The 20,001-nt window shown below is 69.2% G+C and carries 18 protein-coding genes and 2 pseudogenes; 11 read left to right on the forward strand and 9 right to left on the reverse strand.

The window, feature by feature from the left end; all coding sequences use genetic code 11:
• Positions 1 to 422: pseudogene (locus QM591_RS03685) on the reverse strand (chromosome partitioning protein); the annotation flags it as partial.
• 176 nt (positions 423 to 598) lie between these two features.
• Here QM591_RS03685 and QM591_RS03690 point away from each other — a divergent pair.
• Genes QM591_RS03690 through QM591_RS03705 form a run of 4 tightly spaced genes read left to right on the forward strand, consistent with a single transcriptional unit; the run spans position 599 to position 4,208 of the window.
• Positions 599 to 1,714: an ABC transporter substrate-binding protein gene (locus QM591_RS03690; RefSeq protein WP_415129733.1), complete on the forward strand. Its 1,116-nt coding sequence runs from the start codon at positions 599 to 601 to the stop codon at positions 1,712 to 1,714.
• Between the two features lie 4 nt (positions 1,715 to 1,718).
• Positions 1,719 to 2,552 (forward strand): ABC transporter ATP-binding protein, encoded by an 834-nt coding sequence (locus QM591_RS03695; RefSeq protein ID WP_415129735.1) that lies wholly within the window; start codon positions 1,719 to 1,721, stop codon positions 2,550 to 2,552.
• A gap of 19 nt (positions 2,553 to 2,571) precedes the next feature.
• Positions 2,572 to 3,396 carry an ABC transporter permease gene (locus QM591_RS03700; RefSeq protein ID WP_415129737.1) on the forward strand — a complete coding sequence of 275 codons (825 nt, stop codon included), beginning with the start codon at positions 2,572 to 2,574 and terminating at the stop codon, positions 3,394 to 3,396.
• Positions 3,393 to 4,208, forward strand: coding sequence for an ABC transporter permease (locus QM591_RS03705; RefSeq protein ID WP_415129739.1), 816 nt, complete (start codon positions 3,393 to 3,395; stop codon positions 4,206 to 4,208). Before QM591_RS03700 ends, QM591_RS03705 begins: the two co-directional genes overlap by 4 nt.
• A 24-nt stretch (positions 4,209 to 4,232) precedes the next feature.
• Here the strand turns inward: QM591_RS03705 and QM591_RS03710 are convergent, their stop codons facing one another.
• Entirely contained in the window at positions 4,233 to 4,751 is a 519-nt protein-coding gene (locus tag QM591_RS03710) for an adenine phosphoribosyltransferase (protein WP_415129741.1), read from the reverse strand.
• 174 nt (positions 4,752 to 4,925) lie between these two features.
• Here QM591_RS03710 and QM591_RS03715 point away from each other — a divergent pair, with 174 nt between their 5' ends.
• The 4 genes from QM591_RS03715 (at position 4,926) to QM591_RS03730 (ending at position 9,678) form a co-directional block, all read left to right on the forward strand.
• On the forward strand, positions 4,926 to 6,626 hold the full coding sequence (locus QM591_RS03715; RefSeq protein WP_415129743.1) for a glycoside hydrolase family 13 protein: 1,701 nt from the start codon (positions 4,926 to 4,928) through the stop codon (positions 6,624 to 6,626).
• A 1-nt stretch (position 6,627) separates the two neighbouring features.
• On the forward strand, positions 6,628 to 7,638 hold the full coding sequence (locus tag QM591_RS03720; RefSeq protein ID WP_415129745.1) for a LacI family DNA-binding transcriptional regulator: 1,011 nt from the start codon (positions 6,628 to 6,630) through the stop codon (positions 7,636 to 7,638).
• Between the two features lie 61 nt (positions 7,639 to 7,699).
• Positions 7,700 to 8,923: an amidohydrolase gene (locus QM591_RS03725; protein WP_415129747.1), complete on the forward strand. Its 1,224-nt coding sequence runs from the start codon at positions 7,700 to 7,702 to the stop codon at positions 8,921 to 8,923.
• Positions 8,920 to 9,678 (forward strand): hypothetical protein, encoded by a 759-nt coding sequence (locus QM591_RS03730; protein ID WP_415129749.1) that lies wholly within the window; start codon positions 8,920 to 8,922, stop codon positions 9,676 to 9,678. The genes QM591_RS03725 and QM591_RS03730 overlap by 4 nt, the downstream gene beginning before the upstream one ends.
• Here QM591_RS03730 and QM591_RS03735 read toward each other — a convergent pair.
• Positions 9,641 to 10,753 (reverse strand): VanZ family protein, encoded by a 1,113-nt coding sequence (locus tag QM591_RS03735; protein WP_415129751.1) that lies wholly within the window; start codon positions 10,751 to 10,753, stop codon positions 9,641 to 9,643. The genes QM591_RS03730 and QM591_RS03735 overlap by 38 nt on opposite strands.
• 116 nt (positions 10,754 to 10,869) lie before the next feature.
• On the opposite strand from QM591_RS03735, the gene QM591_RS03740 reads away from it, so the two are divergent.
• The gene (locus QM591_RS03740) at positions 10,870 to 12,924 is read left to right on the forward strand and encodes an APC family permease (protein ID WP_415129753.1); all 2,055 of its coding nucleotides are present in this window, start codon (positions 10,870 to 10,872) and stop codon (positions 12,922 to 12,924) included.
• A 21-nt stretch (positions 12,925 to 12,945) separates the two neighbouring features.
• Here QM591_RS03740 and QM591_RS03745 read toward each other — a convergent pair whose 3' ends face one another.
• Positions 12,946 to 13,902 (reverse strand): hypothetical protein, encoded by a 957-nt coding sequence (locus tag QM591_RS03745; protein ID WP_415129755.1) that lies wholly within the window; start codon positions 13,900 to 13,902, stop codon positions 12,946 to 12,948.
• An 87-nt stretch (positions 13,903 to 13,989) separates the two neighbouring features.
• On the opposite strand from QM591_RS03745, the gene QM591_RS03750 reads away from it, so the two are divergent.
• Both QM591_RS03750 and sufU read left to right on the forward strand, forming a co-directional pair.
• Complete coding sequence (locus QM591_RS03750; protein ID WP_415129757.1) at positions 13,990 to 15,306, forward strand: aminotransferase class V-fold PLP-dependent enzyme; 1,317 nt, start codon at positions 13,990 to 13,992, stop codon at positions 15,304 to 15,306.
• A complete protein-coding gene (sufU, locus tag QM591_RS03755) occupies positions 15,303 to 15,746 on the forward strand; it encodes a Fe-S cluster assembly sulfur transfer protein SufU (protein WP_415129759.1) in 444 nt (147 codons plus the stop codon). Before QM591_RS03750 ends, sufU begins: the two co-directional genes overlap by 4 nt.
• Positions 15,747 to 15,929: 183 nt before the next feature.
• On the opposite strand, the pseudogene QM591_RS03760 reads toward sufU, so the two are convergent.
• From QM591_RS03760 to QM591_RS03780, 5 genes and pseudogenes are all read right to left on the reverse strand, one after another.
• Positions 15,930 to 16,268 (reverse strand): annotated as a pseudogene (locus QM591_RS03760) (SRPBCC domain-containing protein); the annotation flags it as partial.
• A complete protein-coding gene (locus tag QM591_RS03765; RefSeq protein ID WP_415129761.1) occupies positions 16,269 to 16,703 on the reverse strand; it encodes a hypothetical protein in 435 nt (144 codons plus the stop codon).
• Between the two features lie 152 nt (positions 16,704 to 16,855).
• Positions 16,856 to 17,257, reverse strand: coding sequence for a hypothetical protein (locus QM591_RS03770; protein ID WP_415129763.1), 402 nt, complete (start codon positions 17,255 to 17,257; stop codon positions 16,856 to 16,858).
• A 1,328-nt stretch (positions 17,258 to 18,585) separates the two neighbouring features.
• Positions 18,586 to 19,545, reverse strand: a complete 960-nt coding sequence (locus tag QM591_RS03775; protein WP_415129765.1) for an SRPBCC family protein — start codon at positions 19,543 to 19,545, stop codon at positions 18,586 to 18,588.
• A gap of 32 nt (positions 19,546 to 19,577) precedes the next feature.
• Positions 19,578 to 19,937, reverse strand: coding sequence for an ArsR/SmtB family transcription factor (locus QM591_RS03780; RefSeq protein WP_415129767.1), 360 nt, complete (start codon positions 19,935 to 19,937; stop codon positions 19,578 to 19,580).
• Positions 19,938 to 20,001 lie beyond the last annotated feature (64 nt).

The following is a 20,001-nucleotide window of genomic DNA, read 5'->3' on the forward strand; positions in this document are numbered from 1 at the left end:
ACGGGCTCCGCCGCGACGACCGCGGTGGCCGCCACCGGCGCGGAGGGCGGCTCCTCAGCCGGCTGCTCAGCCGGCGCGGGCGTCTCGGTCGCGGCGCCCTCGATGACTGACGCCGGCAACGGCGGCACCGCGTCGATGATCTCGGGAGCAGCCGTGTCGGTCGGCGCGGCGGACGGCTCCTCGTCGCCCTCCGTCGCCGCCAACGCCTTCGCCTCGAAGAACGTGCCATCGGGGTGGACGATCATCGGCCAGCGCGCACCGGCTTCGACCACCGTCGCCGTGACCGGCTCACCCGCGGACGCAGCCAACTGACGGATGGCCTCGACCACCCGAGCGCGCATCCCCTCCGCCGTCGAGGCGAAGACCTCATCGATCTCGCCGCCGACGTGGATCTCGGCTCCGGTGCTCGAGGTGATGCGCACGGTCGGTTCGTAGGTCACAGTTCCCACAGGAGTCCTTTCTGGACGGGCCCCCCAAGTATCCCACCCCGGCCAGATCGTCACACGGGCGAAACAGAAACGGCCGTCGCCGTACACACGGCACCGCGATCATGGTCGGCACCTGCACCTTTCCCGCCTCTCACACCCGAAGGACTTCGATGGCGATCCACCGCATCGGGCGCGCCCGCACCCGCGCCCTGACCACGGCCGCCCTGGCCGTGGCATCCGTTCTGGCACTCTCGGCCTGCGCCGGCGGCAGCACGCCCGCTCCGTCCGGGGGATCCGGCGCCGCCGCCGACCACGGCGAGATCAGCGTGCAGTACTCCTGGATCAAGAACGAGGAGTTCGCCGGCGAGTTCTACGCGTATGAGAACGGGTACTACGACGAGGCGGGGTTCTCCAACGTGGTCGGCATCTCCGGGCCGGACACGGGCGTTGCAAAGCTGCTGTCGGGCACGGTCCACGTGGCGCTCTCGGATGCCGCATCGATCGGCGCAGCCATCGCCGAGCAGGACGCGCCGCTGAAGATCATCGGGGCCACCTTCCAGAAGAACCCCTTCACGATCCTCTCGCTCGCAGACGGCGGCAACATCACGACGCCGCAGGACCTCGTGGGCAAGAAGATCGGCGTCCAGGACTCGAACGCGTCGGTGTTCGCCGCGCTCCTGAACGCGAACGGGATCGACCCCGCCGACGTGACGGTGGTCCCCGTCGAGTTCGACCCCACCCCGCTCATGAACGGTGACGTCGACGGGTTCATGGCCTACCTCACCAACGAGGCGCTCACCGTCGAACTCGCCGGCTACGACATCACCAATCTCGCCTACGCCGACAACGGTGTGCCGTACGTGGCCGAGACGTTCTCGGTCACCGACCAGTACCTCGCCGAGAACAAGGAGCTGCTCAAGGCCTTCCTCACCGCCGAGATCAAGGGGTGGACCGACGTGTTCCAGAACTCCACCGACGACTCGGTCGAGCTCATCACGAAGTACTACAACCAAGCGGCGGAGGACTCGGCCGACGGCCTCGAGGCCGTCTTCGGCGCCCTCGACCCGACCAAGACGTCCAAGGGTCTGGAGGCCGAGAAGCTCCTCATCTCCACGCCCGAGACGGAGGCGAACGGGCTCTTCACGATCTCCGACGAGCTCAAGCAGCAGACGGTCGCGTCGCTCAAGGCCGCCGGGTGGGACGTGAGCGTGGACGACCTGTTCGACACGACGATCATCGACGAGATCTACACCGAGAACGCCGACCTCAAGAACTACCTGCCCTGATCCCATGACGCAGAGCTCCACCGCCTCCGATGCCGGTGCCGCGCCTTCACCGGGCGGCACCGGCATCCGGATCGACGGCCTCACCAAGACGTTCACCGGCCGGCGCGGGCGTTCCGTGACCGCCCTGCAGGACACCGAGCTGCACACCGACCAGGGCTCCTTCCTCGCCCTCCTCGGTCCGTCCGGCTGCGGAAAGTCGACGATCCTCCGCATCCTCGCCGACCTGGAGACCGCCACGGCCGGCACCGTGCGCGTCGACGGCAAGACGCCCCACGAGCTGCGCGCCTCGGGTGAGCTCGGCATCGCCTTCCAGGACCACGCACTGCTGCCCTGGCGGAGCGTCCGCAGCAACATCCGGCTGCCGTTCGAGGTCGCCGGCCGCCGGGTCGACGACGCCTACATCGACGAGCTGATCGCTCTGGTCGGCCTGCAGGGCTTCGAGAAGTCGCGGCCCGCGCAGCTGTCGGGCGGGATGCGCCAGCGGGTGTCGATCGCCCGCGCCCTGGCCCTCAAGCCCTCGGTGCTTCTGCTCGACGAGCCGTTCGGGGCGCTCGACGACATGACGCGGCAGAACCTCAACCTCGAGCTCCTGCGCATCTGGAGTGAGAAGCCGGCGACCACGCTGCTGGTCACCCACGGCATCTCCGAGGCGATCTTCCTCTCCGATCGCGTGGCGGTCATGTCGCCCCGGCCGGGGCGGGTCAAGGAGATCATCGACGTCGACCTTCCGCGCCCGCGCACGCCGGAGATGCAGCGCACTCCCGAGTTCCACGCGCTGGTCGATCGCGCCTCCGACCTGCTCTTCGGCGACGACGGCCGCGCCGCCGCCGAGTCATGACCTGCCGCAGGGAGTCGTCATGAGGGCACGTCGACGCATGCCCGGCTGGCTGGCCGCGCTGATCGGGACCGTGGCACTGATCGCCGCGTGGTGGGCGTTCTCGGCGACTGTCTTCACGCCCGCCGAGGGCACCGACTACACCCCCGTGCCCTCACCCTGGGTGGTCCTGACCACGCTCGTCTCCGATGGGCCGGCGCCGTATTGGTCGGTGTTCGCGGTGACCGTGCGGGAGGCGGCGATCGGATACGCCTGGGGGAACGCCATCGCTCTGCTCCTTGCCGCCACCGTGCTGCTACTTCCCCGCCTGGAGCCGATCGTGATGCAGATCGCCGTGGTGAGCTACTGCCTTCCCGTCGTGGCGGTCGGCGGCATCGCGATCGTGACGCTGGGAGGCGCCAAACAGCCCGGCGACGCGAGCGCGACAGCGATCTTCCTCGCCGCCCTCGCGGTGTTCTTCACGACCGTGGTGGGCGCCGTGCTGGGGTTCACGACGGCGGACCGGGCCTCCCTCGACGTGATCCGCGTGTACGGCGGGTCGCGGTGGACGCAGTTGCGCAAGGTGCGGCTCATCGCCGCACTCCCCTCGATCCTCAACGCCCTGCAGATCGCCGTGCCCAGCGCCTTCCTCGGGGCGGTGCTCGGCGAGTACATGGGGGCGATCGACCGAGGCGTGGGCATCACGCTCATCCGCCTGCAGGGGAATCTCGACTCCGCGCGGGTGTGGGTGGTGTTCCTGCTGTGCGCCCTCATCGCCTTGGCCGGCTACGCGGTGGTCGGGCTGCTGGCGCGCCTGGTGACGCCGTGGGTGTCGGGCCGCGCGGCCACCGCGGGAGGACGGCGATGAACCGCGGTCGCTGGCGCCCGGTGGCCCGCGCCGCCGTGAACGCGCTGGCCACCCTCGCGATCGTCCTCCTCCTGTGGCAGGCGGTCGTGAGCCTCACGGGTATCTCCCCCTATGTCGCCAAGGGACCGGCGGATGTGTGGGCGTTCCTCTTCAGCGACGGCGACGACCCCGGGAGCGCCGCGGCGAACCGGGAGGCGATCGCTCCGCTCCTCTCGCAGACCCTGCAAGACGCGGCGCTGGGATTCGTGGTCGGCATCGTCGCCGCGATCGTCCTCGCGATCCTCTTCTCCCTCTCCCGCGGGATCGAGGCGGGCGTCATGCCGCTGGCCCTGCTGCTGCGCAGCGTGCCGCTGGTGGCCCTTGCCCCCGTCATCATCCTCATCACCGGACGCGGCACGCCGGCGTCGGTCGCCGTCATCGGCAGCATCGTCGTGCTCTTCCCCGCGCTCGCCTCGGTGCTGTTCGGACTCAGCCGGGCGCACCCGGAGAGTCTCGACCTCGTGCACGTCTACGGCGGGTCGAGGCTCACCGCGTTGCGCAAGGTGAACGTGCCGGGAGCCCTGCCGTCACTGTTCGCGGCTGCGCGCGTCTCGGTGCCGGGGGCGGTCACCGGCGCCCTGCTGGCGGAGTGGCTCTCGACGGGACAGGGGATCGGCGGGATGATCCAGAAGTTCAATGCGTCCGCGCGCTTCGAAGAGCTCTGGGCGTCGGTGGCGATCATCACCCTCGTCACCCTGGTGCTCTACAACCTCGTGCAGATCGTCGAGACCGCAGTGCTCACCCGCATGGGGATGACCGGCACGCTGACCTGACGCCCGGTTGCCAATGGCGGGAGATCAGACGGTGAAGACGGTGTGCACCGGCCCGCAGACCTCCTGGCCGCGGAGGTCGGCGAGCTCCATCAGCACGGCGGTGCCCGCCACGACATAACCGAGCTCCTCGAGAAGCCGCTGGGCCGCGCGAAGCGTGCCGCCGGTGGCGAGCACGTCGTCGACCAGCAGCACCCGCGTACCGGTGGGGAGGTCGGCGGCCATCTCGATCGTCGCCTGCCCGTACTCCAGGTCGTAGGAGACGGCGGCGGCCGGCCGGGGGAGCTTCCCGGCCTTGCGGATCGGCACCATTCCGACACCCGCGGCCACCGCGGCCGCGCCCGCGAGGAGAAACCCGCGCGCCTCGACTCCGGCGATCACGTCGAACGCCCCGGCGAACGGCGCCACGAGAGCGTCGATCACCGTCCGCATCGCCGCACCATCGGCCAGCAGCGGCGAGATGTCGCGGAAGAGGATCCCCGGCTCCGGGAAGTCGGGGATGCGGGCGATCAGCGACTCGGCGCGGGCGAGGTCGGAGGAGGTCACCGACCCAGCGTACGCGCCGGCGCGTGCTCCCCTCGTCGGCATAACTCCTCCATCCGAGGGGCCGGACGGCGCCCGTGGCCCGCCGGCGACGCGGCGGAGCACATGACTGGAGGAGTTGTGCAGATCACGCCGTCGAGGCTTGCGTGCGCAAGCGCTTGCCCTAGGATGGAGTCCATGACTTCGACGACGACTTCCGTCCTCTCGTCCACCGCCGCCGAGAGCGACCGCCCCGGCTCGGAATGGTGGCGCACCGCCGTGATCTATCAGATCTACCCGCGCTCGTTCGCCGACGCCTCGGGCGACGGCATCGGCGATCTCCGCGGCATCACCTCACGACTCGACGACCTCGTCTCGCTCGGGGTCGACGCGGTGTGGCTGAGCCCCTTCTACCGCTCGCCCCAGCACGATGCGGGGTACGACGTCGCCGACTACCGCGACGTCGATCCCCTGTTCGGCACCCTCGACGACTTCGACGAGATGCTCACCCAGGCCCACGCCCGCGGCATCCGCGTGATCGTCGACCTCGTGCCCAACCACAGCTCCGACCAACACGAGTGGTTCCAGGCGGCACTGGCGGCGGCTCCCGGGAGCCCCGAGCGCGCCCGGTACATGTTCCGCGACGGCAAGGGAGAGAACGGCGAGCTGCCGCCCAACAACTGGGAGTCGGTGTTCGGCGGACCGGCGTGGACGCGGGCGACCGATCCCGATGGAGCCCCCGGGCAGTGGTACCTGCACCTGTTCGACGTCTCACAGCCCGACTTTGACTGGTCCAACCCCGAGGTGCAGGAGGAGTTCCGCAGCATCCTCCGGTTTTGGCTCGACCGCGGCGTGGACGGCTTCCGCGTCGACGTCGCGCACGGCCTCGTCAAGACCGATGGCCTTCCCGACCACCTTCCCTCCGTCGACGCCGACAGCATGGGAGGCGGCGAGGAGGACGTGCCGTACTGGGGTCAGGACGGCGTGCACGAGATCTACCGCGACTGGAACCGGGTGCTCGCGGAGTACGACGGCGACCGTGCCCTGTGCGCCGAAGCGTGGCTGCCCACCGTCGACAAGACCGCCCTGTGGGTGCGACCCGACGAGATGCACCAGGCGTTCAACTTCCCGTACCTGATGACGGAGTGGAACGCGCCGGCCATCCGCACCGTCATCGCCGAGTCGCTGCGCGCCTTCCCGGCCGTGGGCGCTCCGGCGACGTGGGTGCTCTCCAACCACGACGTCGTCCGGCACGCCTCGCGCCTGGCCCTCACGGCGGAGAACCCGCAGGGCCACGGCATCGGCCCGGACTCCCCGGGACAGCCGATCCCCGAGGTGGGCCTGCGCCGCGCGCGTGCGGCCACGACGGTGATGCTGGCCCTCCCCGGCTCGGCCTACCTCTACCAGGGCGAGGAGCTCGGGCTCCCGGAGGTCATCCACCTGCCCGACGACGTGCGGCAGGATCCCACCTGGTTCCGCACCAACCGGGAGCGTTACGGGCGCGACGGCTGCCGCGTGCCGATCCCATGGACCTCGGACGCGCCGGCCTACGGATTCAGCCCCAGCGGCGAGTCGTGGCTGCCGCAGCCGGCGGAATGGACGGACCTGGCGCGGTCGTCACAGGAAGAAGACCCGGATTCGACGCTGTGGCTCTACCGCACGCTGCTGGCGTCGCGCCGCGCGCACGGGCTCGGATCCGGACGGCTGGAGTGGCTCGACGGGTACGGCGACGATGTGCTCGCGTTCCGCGTGCACGCAGGCGACGACGCGGTGACGGTGATCGCCAACGCCGGACGCGCCGCCGTGACGCTCCCGGCCGGCACGGTGCTCGTCGCGAGCGAACGATTCGAGGGCGGCGAGCTGCCGGTCGACACCGCGGTCTGGCTGTCGACGCACTGACGTGGCGAGTCTGGAGGAGGTCGCCCGTCGAGCGGGAGTCTCGACGGCGACCGTCTCTCGCGCTCTGAGCGGGCGTGGCCGACTGTCGGAGCAGACCCGCGCGCGCGTGCGTGCCGCGGCCGACGAGCTCGGCTACGTGGTCTCGGCCGCCGCGTCGAGCCTCGCGACCGGGCGCACCCGCTCCATCGGGGTGATCGTTCCCCTCCTCGACCGCTGGTTCTTCGCCAACGTGCTCGATGGGATCGCGTCCGTGCTGTCGCCCCGCGGATACGACATCACGCTGTACAACGCCACCGACGACCCCGGAGAGCGACGGCGATTGCTCCACACGTCGCTGCGGCGCGGCCGGGTGGATGCCGTCGTCGTGCTGTCCGTCGATTTCTCCGACCCGGAGATCGACGACCTGCAGGCACTCGGCCTGCCCGTGATCGGTCTCGGCACCCCGAGCGCGCGCCTGGCGACACTGCAGGTGGACGACACGGCCGTCGCCCGACTGGCCGCTTCTCACCTGATCGGACTCGGGCACCGCGAGATCGCCCACATCGGCCACAGTCTCGGCGACGACCGCTCCCCCGACATCCCGACTCTGCGCCGGCGCGGCTTCGACGCGGCGCTGGCCGAGGCGGGACTGCGTCCGGCGGCCTTCGCCGCGGCGGACTTCACGATCGACGGCGGGTACCGGGCTGCGCGTGAACTGCTCAGCGCGACTGCTCCCACCGCGATCTTCGCCGCGTCGGACGAGATGGCCTTCGGTGCGCTCTTCGCGGCGCGGGAGGCGGGGCGCGACGTGCCCGGCGATGTCTCGGTGATCGGCGTCGACGGACACGAGATGAGCGGCTTCTTCGGGCTCACCACGATCGAGCAGTTCCCGCACGGGCAGGGACAGCGGGCCGCCGAGGCGGCGCTGGCGGCCCTGGAGGAGGGCGTCGCGGTGCCCGATCCCGTCCTCCCGTTCGCGCTCGTCCCGCGCACCAGCACCGCTCCTCCTCCCCACCCCGTCCCCGGTCGTTGAGCTCCACCCACCGGGGCGACCGCCATGACCCCGCACAGGTGCGCCGCGTAGGCTCGGACGCATGACGATCGACCTCGAGTCCCTCTACATCGACCTGCACCGTCATCCCGAGCTCTCCTTCCAGGAGACGCGGACCGCCGGCGTGATCACGCGCGAGCTCGCGGCACTGGGGCTCGAGCACACCGAGGGCCTCGGTAAGACGGGCGTGGCCACGATCATCCGCAACGGAGAAGGCCCCGTCGTGTGGCTGCGCGCCGATATGGACGGGCTGCCCGTCGCGGAGCAGACCGGGCTCGCCTACGCCTCCACCGCACGCGGCACCGACCCCGCCGGAAACGACGTGCCCGTCATGCACGCGTGCGGGCACGACATGCACGTGACGGCTCTCCTGGGTGCGCTGGAGCGACTGGCCGCGACCACCGACGAGTGGTCGGGAACGGTCGTGGCCGTCTTCCAGCCCGCGGAGGAGTACGGCGCCGGTGCGCAGGCGATGCTCGCCGACGGGGTGCTGGACGCCTACCCCCGACCCGACATCGTGCTCGGGCAGCACCTCACCCCGCTCCCCGCCGGCGTGATCGGCGTGCGCCCCGGCACGCAGATGGCGGCCTCCGACGGCCTCACGGTGAAGCTCCTCGGTCGTGGTGGGCACGGCTCGCGTCCCCACGCCACGATCGACCCGATCGTGATGGCGGCAGCCACCGTGATGCGTCTGCAGACAGTCGTCTCCCGCGAGGTCGACCCCCGGGAGATGGCGGTCGTCACGGTGGGATCACTGCACGCGGGTCTGAAGAACAACATCATCCCCGCCGAGGCGACGCTGGAGTTGAGCCTCCGGTACCCCGACGACGACGCCCGTGCCGACGTGCTTGGTCGCGTGGAGCGGATCGTCCGCGCCGAGGCGCAGGCGTCGGGTGCGGAGGAGGAACCCGTCATCACGGTGGACCACTCGCTGCCGCCGACGATCAACGACGCGGCCGCCACTGCCCGGGTCACCGCCGCCTTCGACCGCGCTTTCGGTGAGGGAACCGTGATCGACCCCGGCATGTTCACCGGCAGCGAAGACGTGTCATGGTTCGCGCGGGAGGCGGGTGTCCCGTTGGTCTTCTGGTTCTGGGGCGGCATCGACCCTCAGGCCTACGCCGCCGCCGCTGAGCGCGGGACGCTCAACGAGGACATCCCCACCAACCACTCGCCGTTCTTCGCCCCGGTCCTTCACCCGACCATCGAACGCGGTGTGGACACCCTCGTCGTCGCCGCTCGTGAGTTCCTGGGAGACCCCGCATGACCGACCCCACCCCCGTCACGCGCGATCGCACTCCGCTCGTGCTGGGCATCGTCGCGGCCGTCCTCGCCGTGGCGGTCGTCATCGCGCTCGTCATGCTGCTGACCCGCGGCAACGGCGATTCTGAGCCGGCATCGCAGAATCCCGGAGGCTCCTCCCCGACCAGCGCCGAGGCGCCGGACCCGGCCGAGAGCCCGAGCGCACCGCCGGCACCGAGTGAGAGCGATGCTCCGGTTGCCGCAGGGATCGCCCTCGCCGCCACCGGGCTCGCCCTCACCGACGACGCCGGATCCTCGACGTTCACCTACGACTGGAACGGCGACATGGCAGGCGCCGTATCCACGCTCTCCGAGGCGTTCGGCTCGGCGCCGAAGGAGCGCGTCGAGAAGGGCAATGGATCGAGCTATCCCGACTACACGGTCTACCAGTGGCCCGGCATCGCCCTCTATGACATGAAGCCGCTCGAGGGCGGCCCGAGCCGCGACGACTACTCCCAGCCGTCGTATCTGCGTCTGACGGCCAACGACGTCGACGGGGTGCCCGTGACGGCGGAGTTCGGAGTGAAAATCGGCATGCCGGTGGCCGACGTGAAGGCGCTGGACCCGGGCGTCGAGGTCGACCGCGGCGGCAACCCGCGCTTCGTCTTCGCTCCCGACCGCTCCGGGTTCACCGACGGCAAGCCCGCCTACAGCGTGGTGGTGGACACCGACGGCGAGAAGGTCACCGCGATCCTGTACTACTACTACTCCGGCCGCTGACGCTCGGCGGCACGCTCCCCCCGTCGCCCTCACGCGCGTCGGTGAGCTCCTGGTCGCTGAGAAGGCCCGGCAGGCCTCGGCCGCGCCGTGTGGTGAACACGAGCACGAGGGCGACGAAGAGGAACAGTCCCGATACCGTGGACCACGGCGCCGGCAGCAGGTCGAGCGCGTAGTAGCCGCCCACCCCTCCGGCAAAGCGCAGCAGCCGCGCGAGCGGCACCGGGAGCGTCCCGCCGCGATAGCGGAGCTCGACGGCGAGATCACCGACCGAGCGTCCCGTGGCGAGGATCAGGGTCAGCCAGAGGGCGATGACGGCGAGCCCCGACACCAGGTCGAAGAGTCCTTCCGGGATGTCGGCGTCGGGCACCTGGAAGACGAAACGCAGCGACAAGGCGACCGTCGTCGCGACGGCCGCCGCGAAGAGCCACGCCCCGAGCAGGTCGCAGAACGCGGCGAGCACGCGGCGCCCGCGCGTGACGGGGTCGGGCTCGTCGGCGTCGGCCGTCCGCGAGAACCCGCGATGACGCTTCGGGACGACCAGCGATAGCACCGCCCCGATCAGGGCGCCGGTCGTGTTGGTCATCAGGTCCCCGACATCGAAGAAGCGGTACGCGCACGGATAGATGCCCCACACACCCGTGAGCTGCGTGGTCTCCACCAGGAGCGAGACGGCGAAGCCGATCAGCACCGCCACGACGAACCCGCGACCGAACAGCACCCGGACGAAGAAGCCGAGGGGGAGGAAGAGCAGCACGTTGAAGACGAGTTGCAGCAGCTCCGGGCTCCGCAGCGGGTTCCCGGGGCCGGCGAAGGCCGCCTGCAGGTCGCGCACGACGGACATCGGGTCGGTGATCGCGCCGACGCATCGAATCGCGTCGGGGTCGGGGAGGGGCAGGAGGGTGTACGTCCAGATCGCGAAGAAGTAGACGAGGAACGCGGCCCACCCGGCGAACCTCCAGAACCCGAGCCCGCCGCGACGGCGGTAACTGACGGCGACGAACGGCACGAACAGCACCACGCCGACGGCGGCGCCGGCGAGCATGGCCAGGATTCCCAGAGTGATGCGGTCGTCCATTCGAGCGAGTCTAGGATCCCGAACCGGCTCCGCCCGAAGCCCGCGCCGCAACCCTCCCGCGATCGCCCGACGCGCCCCCGGCGCCCGCGTGTTGCGCGGGGGACGGCGCAGGCGTAATGTCGCCCGCCGTGACTGACGAAAGTCGCGATCCGTCGGACGAGACGACGCCGATCGCGAAGCGCATCCTCCTCGGCGAGCCGCTGACCAGCGAACAGCTCGACGACCAGGCCCTCCCGAAGAAGATGGCGCTGCCGATCTTCGCCTCCGATGCGCTCTCCTCGGTCGCCTACGCCCCGCAGGAACTGGTGATGATCCTGCTCATCGGGGGCACCGCGTTCCTGGCGTTCGCGCCGTGGGTGGCGGCGGCGGTCGTGGCGCTGTTGATCGTCGTCGTCCTCAGCTACCGGCAGTTGATCAAGGCCTATCCCTCGGGAGGCGGCGACTACGAGGTGGCCCGCACGAACCTGGGAGAGCGCGCCGGCGTCGTGGTGGCGGCGGCCTTGCTCGTGGACTACATCCTGACGGTCGCGGTGTCGATCGCCTCCGGCGTCGACAACATCATCTCGGCCGTGCCGGAGCTGGATCCGTGGCGGATCGAACTGGCCGTGGGGTTCGTCATCCTCATCATCCTCGTGAACCTCCGGGGCGTTCGCGAGGCGTCGACGGCGTTCGCGATCCCGACGTACGTGTTCATCGGCTCGGTGGCCGTGATGATCGTCACCGGCCTCATCCGCTGGGCGTTCGGAGACGCCCCCGTCGCGTCGAGTGCGGCGTTCGAGGTGCACAGCGAGAGCCTCACTCAGGCCGCCGTGCTGCTGCTGATCCTGCGCGCCTTCTCCTCCGGGTGTTCGGCGCTCACCGGTGTGGAGGCCGTCTCCAACGGCGTTCCCGCCTTCCGGTCGCCGAAGGTCCGCAACGCCCAGCTCACGCTCGTGACGATGGGCACGATCGCGATCATGCTGTTCGCCGGGCTCACCGCGCTCGCGCTCATCACCGGCGTGCACTACGCGGAGAACCCGTGCCACCTGATCGGTTTCGACTGTGCGGGAACGCCACAGCCCTCGCTCATGGCCCAGGTCGCCGCGGCGACCTTCGGAGCGGGCTCGATCCCGTTCTACGTGATCCAGGCGGCGACCGCGTGCGTCCTGCTCTTGGCGGCGAACACTGCCTTCAACGGTTTCCCGCTCCTGGGCGCTGTCCTGGCCCGCGACGGCTACGCGCCCAAGTCGCTGAACACCCGAGGCGACCGGCTGGTGTTCTCCAATGGCATGCTCATCCTGGGCGCCGCCGCCATCGTGGTGCTGATCGTCTTCCAGGCCCGCCTCACCACGCTCATCCAGCTCTACATCATCGGCGTCTTCGTCTCGTTCTCCCTCGGTCAGATCGGGATGGTCAAGCACTGGCGGCGGGAACTGCGGCTGCTCCCGCCCAAGCTCGTCTCGGAGAGGCGAGCGGCCGTCTCGGGGCTCATCATCAACTTCGTGGGCGCGGCCTTCACGGTCGCCGTGCTGGCGATCGTCACGATCACGAAGTTCACCCACGGGGCGTACCTGGTGTTCTTCGCCATCCCGGTGCTGGCGCTCCTCATGGTCGGTGTGCACCGGTACTACCGCGATGTCGACCACGAGACCGCGATGGACGACGACGTCCGCTTCGGCGCATCGGGAGACGTCGCCCTCGTCCTCGTGGGGCGCCTGCAGAAGCCGGTCGCGAAGGCCGTCGACTACGCCCTGGCCGCCCGGCACGACAAGACGATCGCGGTGCACGTGGCGATCAACGAACAGGAAGCGGTGGAACTGCAGGCCGACTGGGAGGCCCACCACATGCCGGTGCCGCTCGTGATCATCGAGTCGCCGTTCCGGCACTATGCGGCGCCGGTCGCCCAGTTCATCAAGGCGTACCGCGAGAAGCACGGATCGACCGTCGTGACGGTGTATCTGCCGCAGTACATCGTGGGGCACTGGTGGGAGTCGCTCCTGCACAACCGTCGCGCGCGCCGCATCGCACAGCAGCTGATGCTCGTGCACGGGGTGTCCATCACCCTCGTGCCGTGGCTGCTGGACTCCACCGAGCTCATCTACGGACGCCGGTCGCGGCCGCTGCCCGGCGACGACCGTGCGGGGCGGATCACGTCGTACGGACTCGTCTCGCACACCGACGACACCCCGTAGCCCGCGTCCGGCCCGGGCGCCTCAGCCGGCGGTGAGGATCTCCTCGCGCCGCGCCGTGAGGGCGGCCATCACTCCCGCCGCTCGGGCAGCGCGGTCATCCAGCTCGGCGGCCAGTCCGGCAAGCAGCGACCGGAGACGATACGCCCGGTCTCGCGCTTCGGCGATGCGCGACTGCACCATCCAGTCGCTGAAGATGTTGTCGAAGAGCACGTCGAACACCGCGAGCCCCTGCGAGATCTCCGCTCCCCGAACGGCCGGGAGATCGAGGTCGGCGAGTTCCACGCTGAGGCGTTCGAGCGCACGGTTGACCGCAACGAAGGCACGCGTCGCTTCGTCGACACGACTGTGCTTGACGAGGTCGGCCACCATGCCGCCGCCGAAGAAGGTGTCGTACGTCGCCCAGCCGCCGGCGCTCTCCAGGCGATCCACGGCGTGGTCGAGCGCCACGGTCGCCTGCCGGAGCGCGATGGCCGCCTCGTCGATCTCCTTCTGCTCGGCCGCGACACGTCCGAGGTTCTCGGCGACGTGGGCGAGCTCGGTCGCCGGGGCACCACCGGCGTCTGCGAGACCGGCCTCATAGGCATCGAGCGCCCCCGCGTAGGCCCCCTCGACATCGCCGAGGCCGTCGCGTTCGGCGCGCACCCGCGTCGCACTGGCCGTCGCGTCGTCGAGTCGCGCCCGAGCAGCGACGGTCGCGCGCGCCGCGTTGTCCGCTTCCGCCTGCTCGACGGCGACGCGTTCCTCGACATCTCCGCGGATCGTCGCCCAGAGGCGCGCCGGCGACAGCCGCTCCAGCCGACGGACGTCGGCCTCCTCGGCCGCCTGGGCCTGTTCGAGGGGACGGAGCTCGTCGCGCCGCGTCGCCACGAGCTGCTCGGCGACGCGCAGTTGAGCGTCGAGCTGGGCGCGGCGCGCGCGGCGGTCGGCCGCGTCGCGCACCGCGTCGGAGAGCGTGGTCAGGGACGGGGAGACGGTCATGCGCCCAGCCTGTCACAGCGGGCCGAGCCCGGTTTCGACCTCGAAGCCCCCGGAGCCCGCGGGGGTACCGGGGCGTAGCCTAGATGGGTGACTTCCGCGACCGACCTCACCCACCCCGATGCCGCTGCTCCGACGGCGGCTCTCGACGTGGCGGCCCTGCGCGCGGACTTCCCGATCCTGTCCCAGACGGTGTCGGGGAAGCCGCTCGTCTACCTCGATTCGGGAGCCACGAGCCAGAAGCCGCGTCAGGTCCTGCAGGCGGAGTACGACTTCCTCACCCACTCCAACGCCGCGGTCCATCGCGGCGCGCACACCCTCGCGGCCGAGGCGACCGACCTGTTCGAGGACGCCCGGGCGACCGTGGCGGGCTTCGTCGGGGCAGCTCCCGAGCAGCTCGTGTGGATCAGCGGCGCCACCATGGGGCTGAACCTCCTCGCCTACGCGATCGGCAACGCCACGCTCGGCCGAGGAGCGCCGGCGTCGGCGCGGTTCGCGCTGCAACCGGGCGATGAGATCGTGACGACGGCGATCGAGCACCACGCGAACCTCATCCCGTGGCAGGAGCTGGCCGCCCGCACCGGCGCTGTGCTGCGCCACATCCCCGTCCGCGAAGACGGCACGCTCGATCTCGACGCGGCCGCAGAGCTCATCGGTGACCGGACGCGCCTGGTCGCCTTCACGCACGTCTCGAACGTCCTGGGCATCGTGAACCCGGTGGCCGAGCTCGTGGCGCTCGCCCAGCGCGTCGGGGCCGTCACCGTGATGGACGCCTGCCAGTCGGCGCCCCACCTGGCGCTGGACCTCCCCGCCCTGGGTGTCGACTTCGCCGTGTTCAGCGGCCACAAGATGCTCGGCCCGTACGGGGTCGGCGGACTGTACGGGCGGTCGGAGATGCTCGACGCACTGCCTCCGTTCCTCACCGGTGGGTCGATGATCACGACCGTCACCCTCGATTCGGCCGAGTACCTGCCGCCGCCGCAGCGGTTCGAGGCGGGCACCCAGCCCGTGGGCCCCGCGATCGGGCTCGCGGCCGCCGTGCGGTACCTCGACGCCGTCGGTCTCGACGCGATCCACGCCCACGAGCGGATGCTCGCCGACCGCATGCGGGCGGGCCTCGTCGAGATCCCCGGGGTCCGCCTCCTCGGCGACGCCGGCGGCGTGGAGCGGGTGGGACTGTGGTCGTTCGACGTCGACGGCGTCCACGCCCACGACGCGGGACAGTTCCTCGACGACCGCGGCATCGCCGTGCGCGTCGGTCATCATTGCGCGGCGCCCCTGCACGCGCGCTTCGGCATCCGTGCCTCGCTGCGGGCCTCGGCGGCCCTGTACAACACGACCGAAGAGGTCGACCGGTTCGTCGACGCCGTCCGCGGCGTCCGTGCCTACTTCGGAGCGGAATCATGAGCGATCTCGACACCCTGTACCGCGAGCTGATCCTGGACCACTCCAAGCACCCGCAGCATTTCGGGCTGGCGGACGAAGACGGCGCCCACGCCACATCGCACCAGAAGAACCCGGTCTGCGGAGACGAGATCACCCTGCGGGCGCGTGTCGCGACCGACGGCGAGACCATTCGCGACGTCACGTGGGAGGGCTCCGGCTGCTCGATCTCCCAGGCGTCGGCGTCGATGCTGTCCGACCTCGCGGTCGGCATCTCCCGCGCCGAGGCCGCCGAGCTCATCGCGGGCTTCCGGGAGGCGCTGCGCTCCCGCGGTCAGATCGAGCTCGACGAAGACGTCTACGGCGACGCGGCCGCGCTGACCGGGGTCTCGAAGTTCTCGGCGCGCGTGAAGTGCGCGATGCTCGCCTGGGTGGCGCTCGAAGACGCCCTCGCCCGCGCCTGACCCGTCTCGCCACGCCCGGTCCTTCCCTACTCCGCCCGTCGAGAGCACATGCTCTCAGCGGGGGCATACCTCGATCGCGTCGTTACGGTATGCGGTCGATGAGAGCATGTGCTCTCGCCTACGGGCGGACGGGGGCCGACGGACGGAGGGGGAGGGCGACGGGCGCGCGGAGCGGACGCGGTCTCAGGCGATCGCGGCCTCCAGACGCGCGTAGGAGGCTTCCATCCCGTCGGTCATGCCCGTCGCGAGGATCATGTCGCGCGTCTCCTTATCCGGATACTCGATGAGAAGGGTGAGAAGAGTCGCACCGTCCTCCTCGTACAACTGCAGGTCGTTGAGGGTCGACGGACCGTCCATCCCGATCATCTTCTCGGTCGTGACCGCCCGCCAGGTCGGCTCGCTCAGTACGGTCTCGCCCTCGAACCCGAAACGGGTCGACTCGTCCTCACCCTGCTGCCACACGTACCGGTAGGTGTCGCCGACTTCGCACTCGACCATCTGCCACCCGTCGGGACCGAGCAGTCATCTACTCTCGAGAAACCCATCGACGAGGCGGTTCATCTCGTCGCTGCACGCCTGGTCCTCGTCTTCTGGGCACATGACGATGCCAGCAGGCAGCACGTCACGATATTGGGTCGTCCCGACTCGGTACGTGACCTCGACTCCCGTGCGCACGGATATCTTGCCAAGAACCCCTCGATAGCCAATGAGGATCTGGTAGTGCCCGGACCCTGCCGCTATCAGCGCGCCCGATGCCTCGATGGTCTCCCCGTCGAGGCCTTCACGCGGAGGGAATCCATCGAAGGACTGAAACGTGCCATTCTCGCCCAGAGGTCCGGAGAGGAGCGTGCCCACCACCGTGACGTCATCAGAGTCGCCGATGGACCGGATCGACTCGATGACGACATCGTCGTCATCGAGTGCGGCGAAGGTCGTGAAGCCGTCGGTGAACTCCATCTGCGGCCCGTCGACCCGATACACGTAAGCGTTCGGACTCCGTGCAGACGACTCAAAGAGAGGTCCGCTAGGGAGCGAGTTACTAGCGCACGATGACAGCAGAGGCGCTGCGCAGAGCACGGCGGCGACGATAGCCACCGGCCGAAGCAGCTCTATTTCGTCACCTCTTGGGTCCTGTTCGCCGTCGCGGGGAAGTCGGAGTCCCCACAGATGCGCGCTCCGCCGCTCTTCGGGTAGACGACCGTTGTGTTTGAGGTGTTGTTCGTGTTGTTGGAGTCCAGGTAGACCCCGGCGATCGAGAAATGGCCTACGAACGTCACGGACCTCGTCTTCTCGATCCTTGTTTCGTTCTGAAAGATCGAGGAGCGGCTGCGATTGCATGTCCAGGTCGGGGATGACGCCACTTTCAAGTTTCCGCCGGTGATCTTCTTGGGCAGCCAACGGAAGACGTTGAGTTTAGTCCGGTAGGGCGAAATCGTCCCGTCGTGACACACCTTTTGGAGCTTCTCATACTGCCACTCCACTTTCAGGAGCCTAGCCTGGTTGTAGTCCACGGACATCACGATCCCGACCGACGTCGAGTTGGAGCGAGAGGCAGTCAACGTGGCACTACCGTACTTCGCGTAGGGGTGGTATAAGCGACCTCCAGTTTCGTGCCGCTCGTCTTGTTCCAGGTGTACTTCTGCTTTGAGTTGCCCAGAGTCTTTGTTCTCTGAATCGGTACGTACGCAGTGCGGGTGTCCGATGTAGTCACCCAATCCCAGTAGGGACGCATGTCGGGGCAGGATGTGGCTCCAGAAGCAGCTGCCGTAGTGGTAGCAGCAGTTAGGACCGGTGCGGCTATCGCCGCCGGGCCGGGTGAATCCTCCGATACGTCAGCTTCAGATGCCACCGAGTCTGCGGAACCACCCGAGTCCCGACTGCCGGTGCGGCCGATCGACAGGTCAGCTCTCACCGAGTCTGGTGTGGCGCTCACCTCGCTGTTAGTACCGATTGGTGTTGACGATGAAGCTCGCACTGGCACTTGGATGATCGAGTACCGTTCAACGTCTCCGAACCTCACCGACATCTCAATGTCGACCGTGCCAGATACGACCGAGGAGTCGATGTCCACGTTCCCCGTGACCAGGGTGTACCGTCCAGCACCCCCCGACGTGGCGCTGCCGATCAGAGTGCGCTTGAAGACGCCATCCACGGGATTCTCCGACACGTAGGCTGCCGTAACGCTCGCACCAGGGAGCTCAGCTCCGGTCGCGTCGGTGACCGTGCCCGAGAGGACAGCGGAAACGACAGGCGACGGAGCCGGGAGGAATTCATCAGGCGGAACCGCGTGCGCGGCTGCCCCCCCCGCCCACTATGAACCCGGTTAGGACAGCGATGGCGAGTATCCCCTTGTAGGTTCGCCTCTCACCGACTCCAAGCCACGTGTCCGACATTCACCGCTCCTTCCGCTATTGTGCCGATCATGCTGCAGTCAAGCGCACTGCACAAGTGCTCGCATTATGACTCCACCTGGCGGAACCCGATTGCATATCGAGTCATCGCTAGAACGGCTTCCAGTCGTCTCTCGTCGGGGCGAGCCTCAGAGGGGCGTCAAGGACACTGCTCCCGCGGCTGATCGATAGTCCCGCGGGACCGCACCGGTTGCCTAGATAAGGCTTCACGTACCGTCTCGTCCTCGATCCGTGACAGCCGCGTCCTCCGTCCTCCGTCCTCCGTCCCTGTCTCCTACCCCGCCCGTGGAGAGCACATGCTCTCACCGAGGGCATACCTCGATCGCGTCTTTACGGTATGCGGTCGATGGGAGCATGTGCTCTCGCCGGGCGGACGGGGGCCGACGGACGGAGGGGGAGGGCGGCGGGCGCGCGGAGCGGACGCGGTCTCAGGCGATCGCGGCCTCCAGGCGGGCGTAGGAGGCTTCCATCCCGTCGGTCATGCCCGTCGCGAGGATCATGTCGCGCGTCTCCTTGTCCGGATACTCGATCAGGAGGGTGAGAAGAGTCGCGCCGTCCTCCTCATACAACTGCAGGTCGTTGAGGGTCGACGGACCGTCCATCCCGATCATCTTCTCGGTCGTGACCGCCCGCCAGGTCGGCTCGCTCAGCACGGTCTCGCCCTCGAACCCGAACCGGGTCGACTCGTCCTCACCCTGCTGCCACACGTACCGGTAGGTGTCGCCCACTTCGCACTCGACCATCTGCCACCCGTCGGGACCGAGGAGCCACTTCTGCAGCAGCTCCGGCTCGTGGTGGGCCCGCCACACGAGTTCCCGCGGACCTTCGACGAGGCGCGTGATCCGCACGTGCTGGTCGTCGAGGAGCTCCGTGCGCGTTCCCATGCCCTGCGCATACGCACGCAGATCCAGCAGCACGGCGTCGAGCTGGTCCATCGCCATCCGCGAGCCCTCGATCGCCCCCATCGCGACCGTCTGCTCCAGCGCCTCGAGCGACGTGAAGTACGTGACGTTCGTGAGCCGCGACCCGTCGGCGGTCGCGTCGAAGGAGAAGACCATGCGCATGGAGGGGAATCCCTCGAGCGGCTGACCGTCCTCGCCGATGAACGAGTCGAGCACCTCGAACGACGACGGCGCGTCGATCGCGGTGAACTCCCACGAGCCGCGCGACGACTCTCCGCGCGGGCTCGTCATGTGGTACTCGGCTCGGCCCCCGACGGTCAGGTCGAACGCCGTGAAGGTCGCCGGCCAGCCGGGAGGACCCCAGAAGCGCTCCAGCTGCCGCGGGTCGGTGAACGCGCGCCACAGGCGTTCCGCCGGGGCGGCGAAGTCGGCGGTCAAGGTCATGGTGAGGTTCTCAGCATCGGTGCTGATGTCGGTGACGGGCATGTGGGTCTCCTTGTCGGATGGGTGGGAGGAGGTCAGGGGTGTTCGGGCTCAGCGAGCAGGTCGTCGAGCCGGTCGACGCGAGCGCGCCAGAGGTCTTCGTATCGAGAGAGGAGCGTGCGGGCGCGGGCGATCATGACCGGGTCCGCCCGCACGAGTCGCTCGCGGCCCTCAGCCCGCTTGACGATGAGCTCCGCTGCTTCGAGCACCGCGACATGCTTCTGCACGGCGGCGAAGGACATCTCGTAGTGCGCGGCGAGGGCCGACACCGACTGCTCTGCGTCGATCGTGCGGCGCAGGATGTCGCGACGGGTCGCCGTGGCCAGAGCGTGGAAGACGCGGTCGATCTCGTCATCGGTCAGCTCGTCTCGTGAGGAATCTCTTTGTACAACCATTTGGTTGTACGTTACGACGCCGACGAGGGGCTGTCAAGAGGTCCGGGGTGCCGGATCTCAGACC

Origin of the sequence: Microbacterium sp. (assembly GCF_047607225.1) — a bacterium.
Classification (GTDB): Bacteria; Actinomycetota; Actinomycetes; order Actinomycetales; family Microbacteriaceae; genus Microbacterium.

Excerpts from the sequence above, each read along its gene's own strand:
- QM591_RS03690 (WP_415129733.1), top strand. The coding sequence starts at position 599 with ATGGCGATCCACCGCATCGGGCGCGCCCGCACCCGCGCCCTGACCACG.
- QM591_RS03695 (WP_415129735.1), top strand. The coding sequence starts at position 1,719 with ATGACGCAGAGCTCCACCGCCTCCGATGCCGGTGCCGCGCCTTCACCG.
- QM591_RS03700 (WP_415129737.1), top strand. The coding sequence starts at position 2,572 with ATGAGGGCACGTCGACGCATGCCCGGCTGGCTGGCCGCGCTGATCGGG.
- QM591_RS03705 (WP_415129739.1), top strand. The coding sequence starts at position 3,393 with ATGAACCGCGGTCGCTGGCGCCCGGTGGCCCGCGCCGCCGTGAACGCG.
- QM591_RS03715 (WP_415129743.1), top strand. The coding sequence starts at position 4,926 with ATGACTTCGACGACGACTTCCGTCCTCTCGTCCACCGCCGCCGAGAGC.
- QM591_RS03725 (WP_415129747.1), top strand. The coding sequence starts at position 7,700 with ATGACGATCGACCTCGAGTCCCTCTACATCGACCTGCACCGTCATCCC.
- QM591_RS03730 (WP_415129749.1), top strand. The coding sequence starts at position 8,920 with ATGACCGACCCCACCCCCGTCACGCGCGATCGCACTCCGCTCGTGCTG.
- QM591_RS03735 (WP_415129751.1), bottom strand. The coding sequence starts at position 10,753 with ATGGACGACCGCATCACTCTGGGAATCCTGGCCATGCTCGCCGGCGCC.
- QM591_RS03740 (WP_415129753.1), top strand. The coding sequence starts at position 10,870 with ATGTCGCCCGCCGTGACTGACGAAAGTCGCGATCCGTCGGACGAGACG.
- QM591_RS03745 (WP_415129755.1), bottom strand. The coding sequence starts at position 13,902 with ATGACCGTCTCCCCGTCCCTGACCACGCTCTCCGACGCGGTGCGCGAC.
- sufU (WP_415129759.1), top strand. The coding sequence starts at position 15,303 with ATGAGCGATCTCGACACCCTGTACCGCGAGCTGATCCTGGACCACTCC.
- QM591_RS03765 (WP_415129761.1), bottom strand. The coding sequence starts at position 16,703 with ATGGAGTTCACCGACGGCTTCACGACCTTCGCCGCACTCGATGACGAC.
- QM591_RS03775 (WP_415129765.1), bottom strand. The coding sequence starts at position 19,545 with ATGCCCGTCACCGACATCAGCACCGATGCTGAGAACCTCACCATGACC.
- QM591_RS03780 (WP_415129767.1), bottom strand. The coding sequence starts at position 19,937 with ATGGTTGTACAAAGAGATTCCTCACGAGACGAGCTGACCGATGACGAG.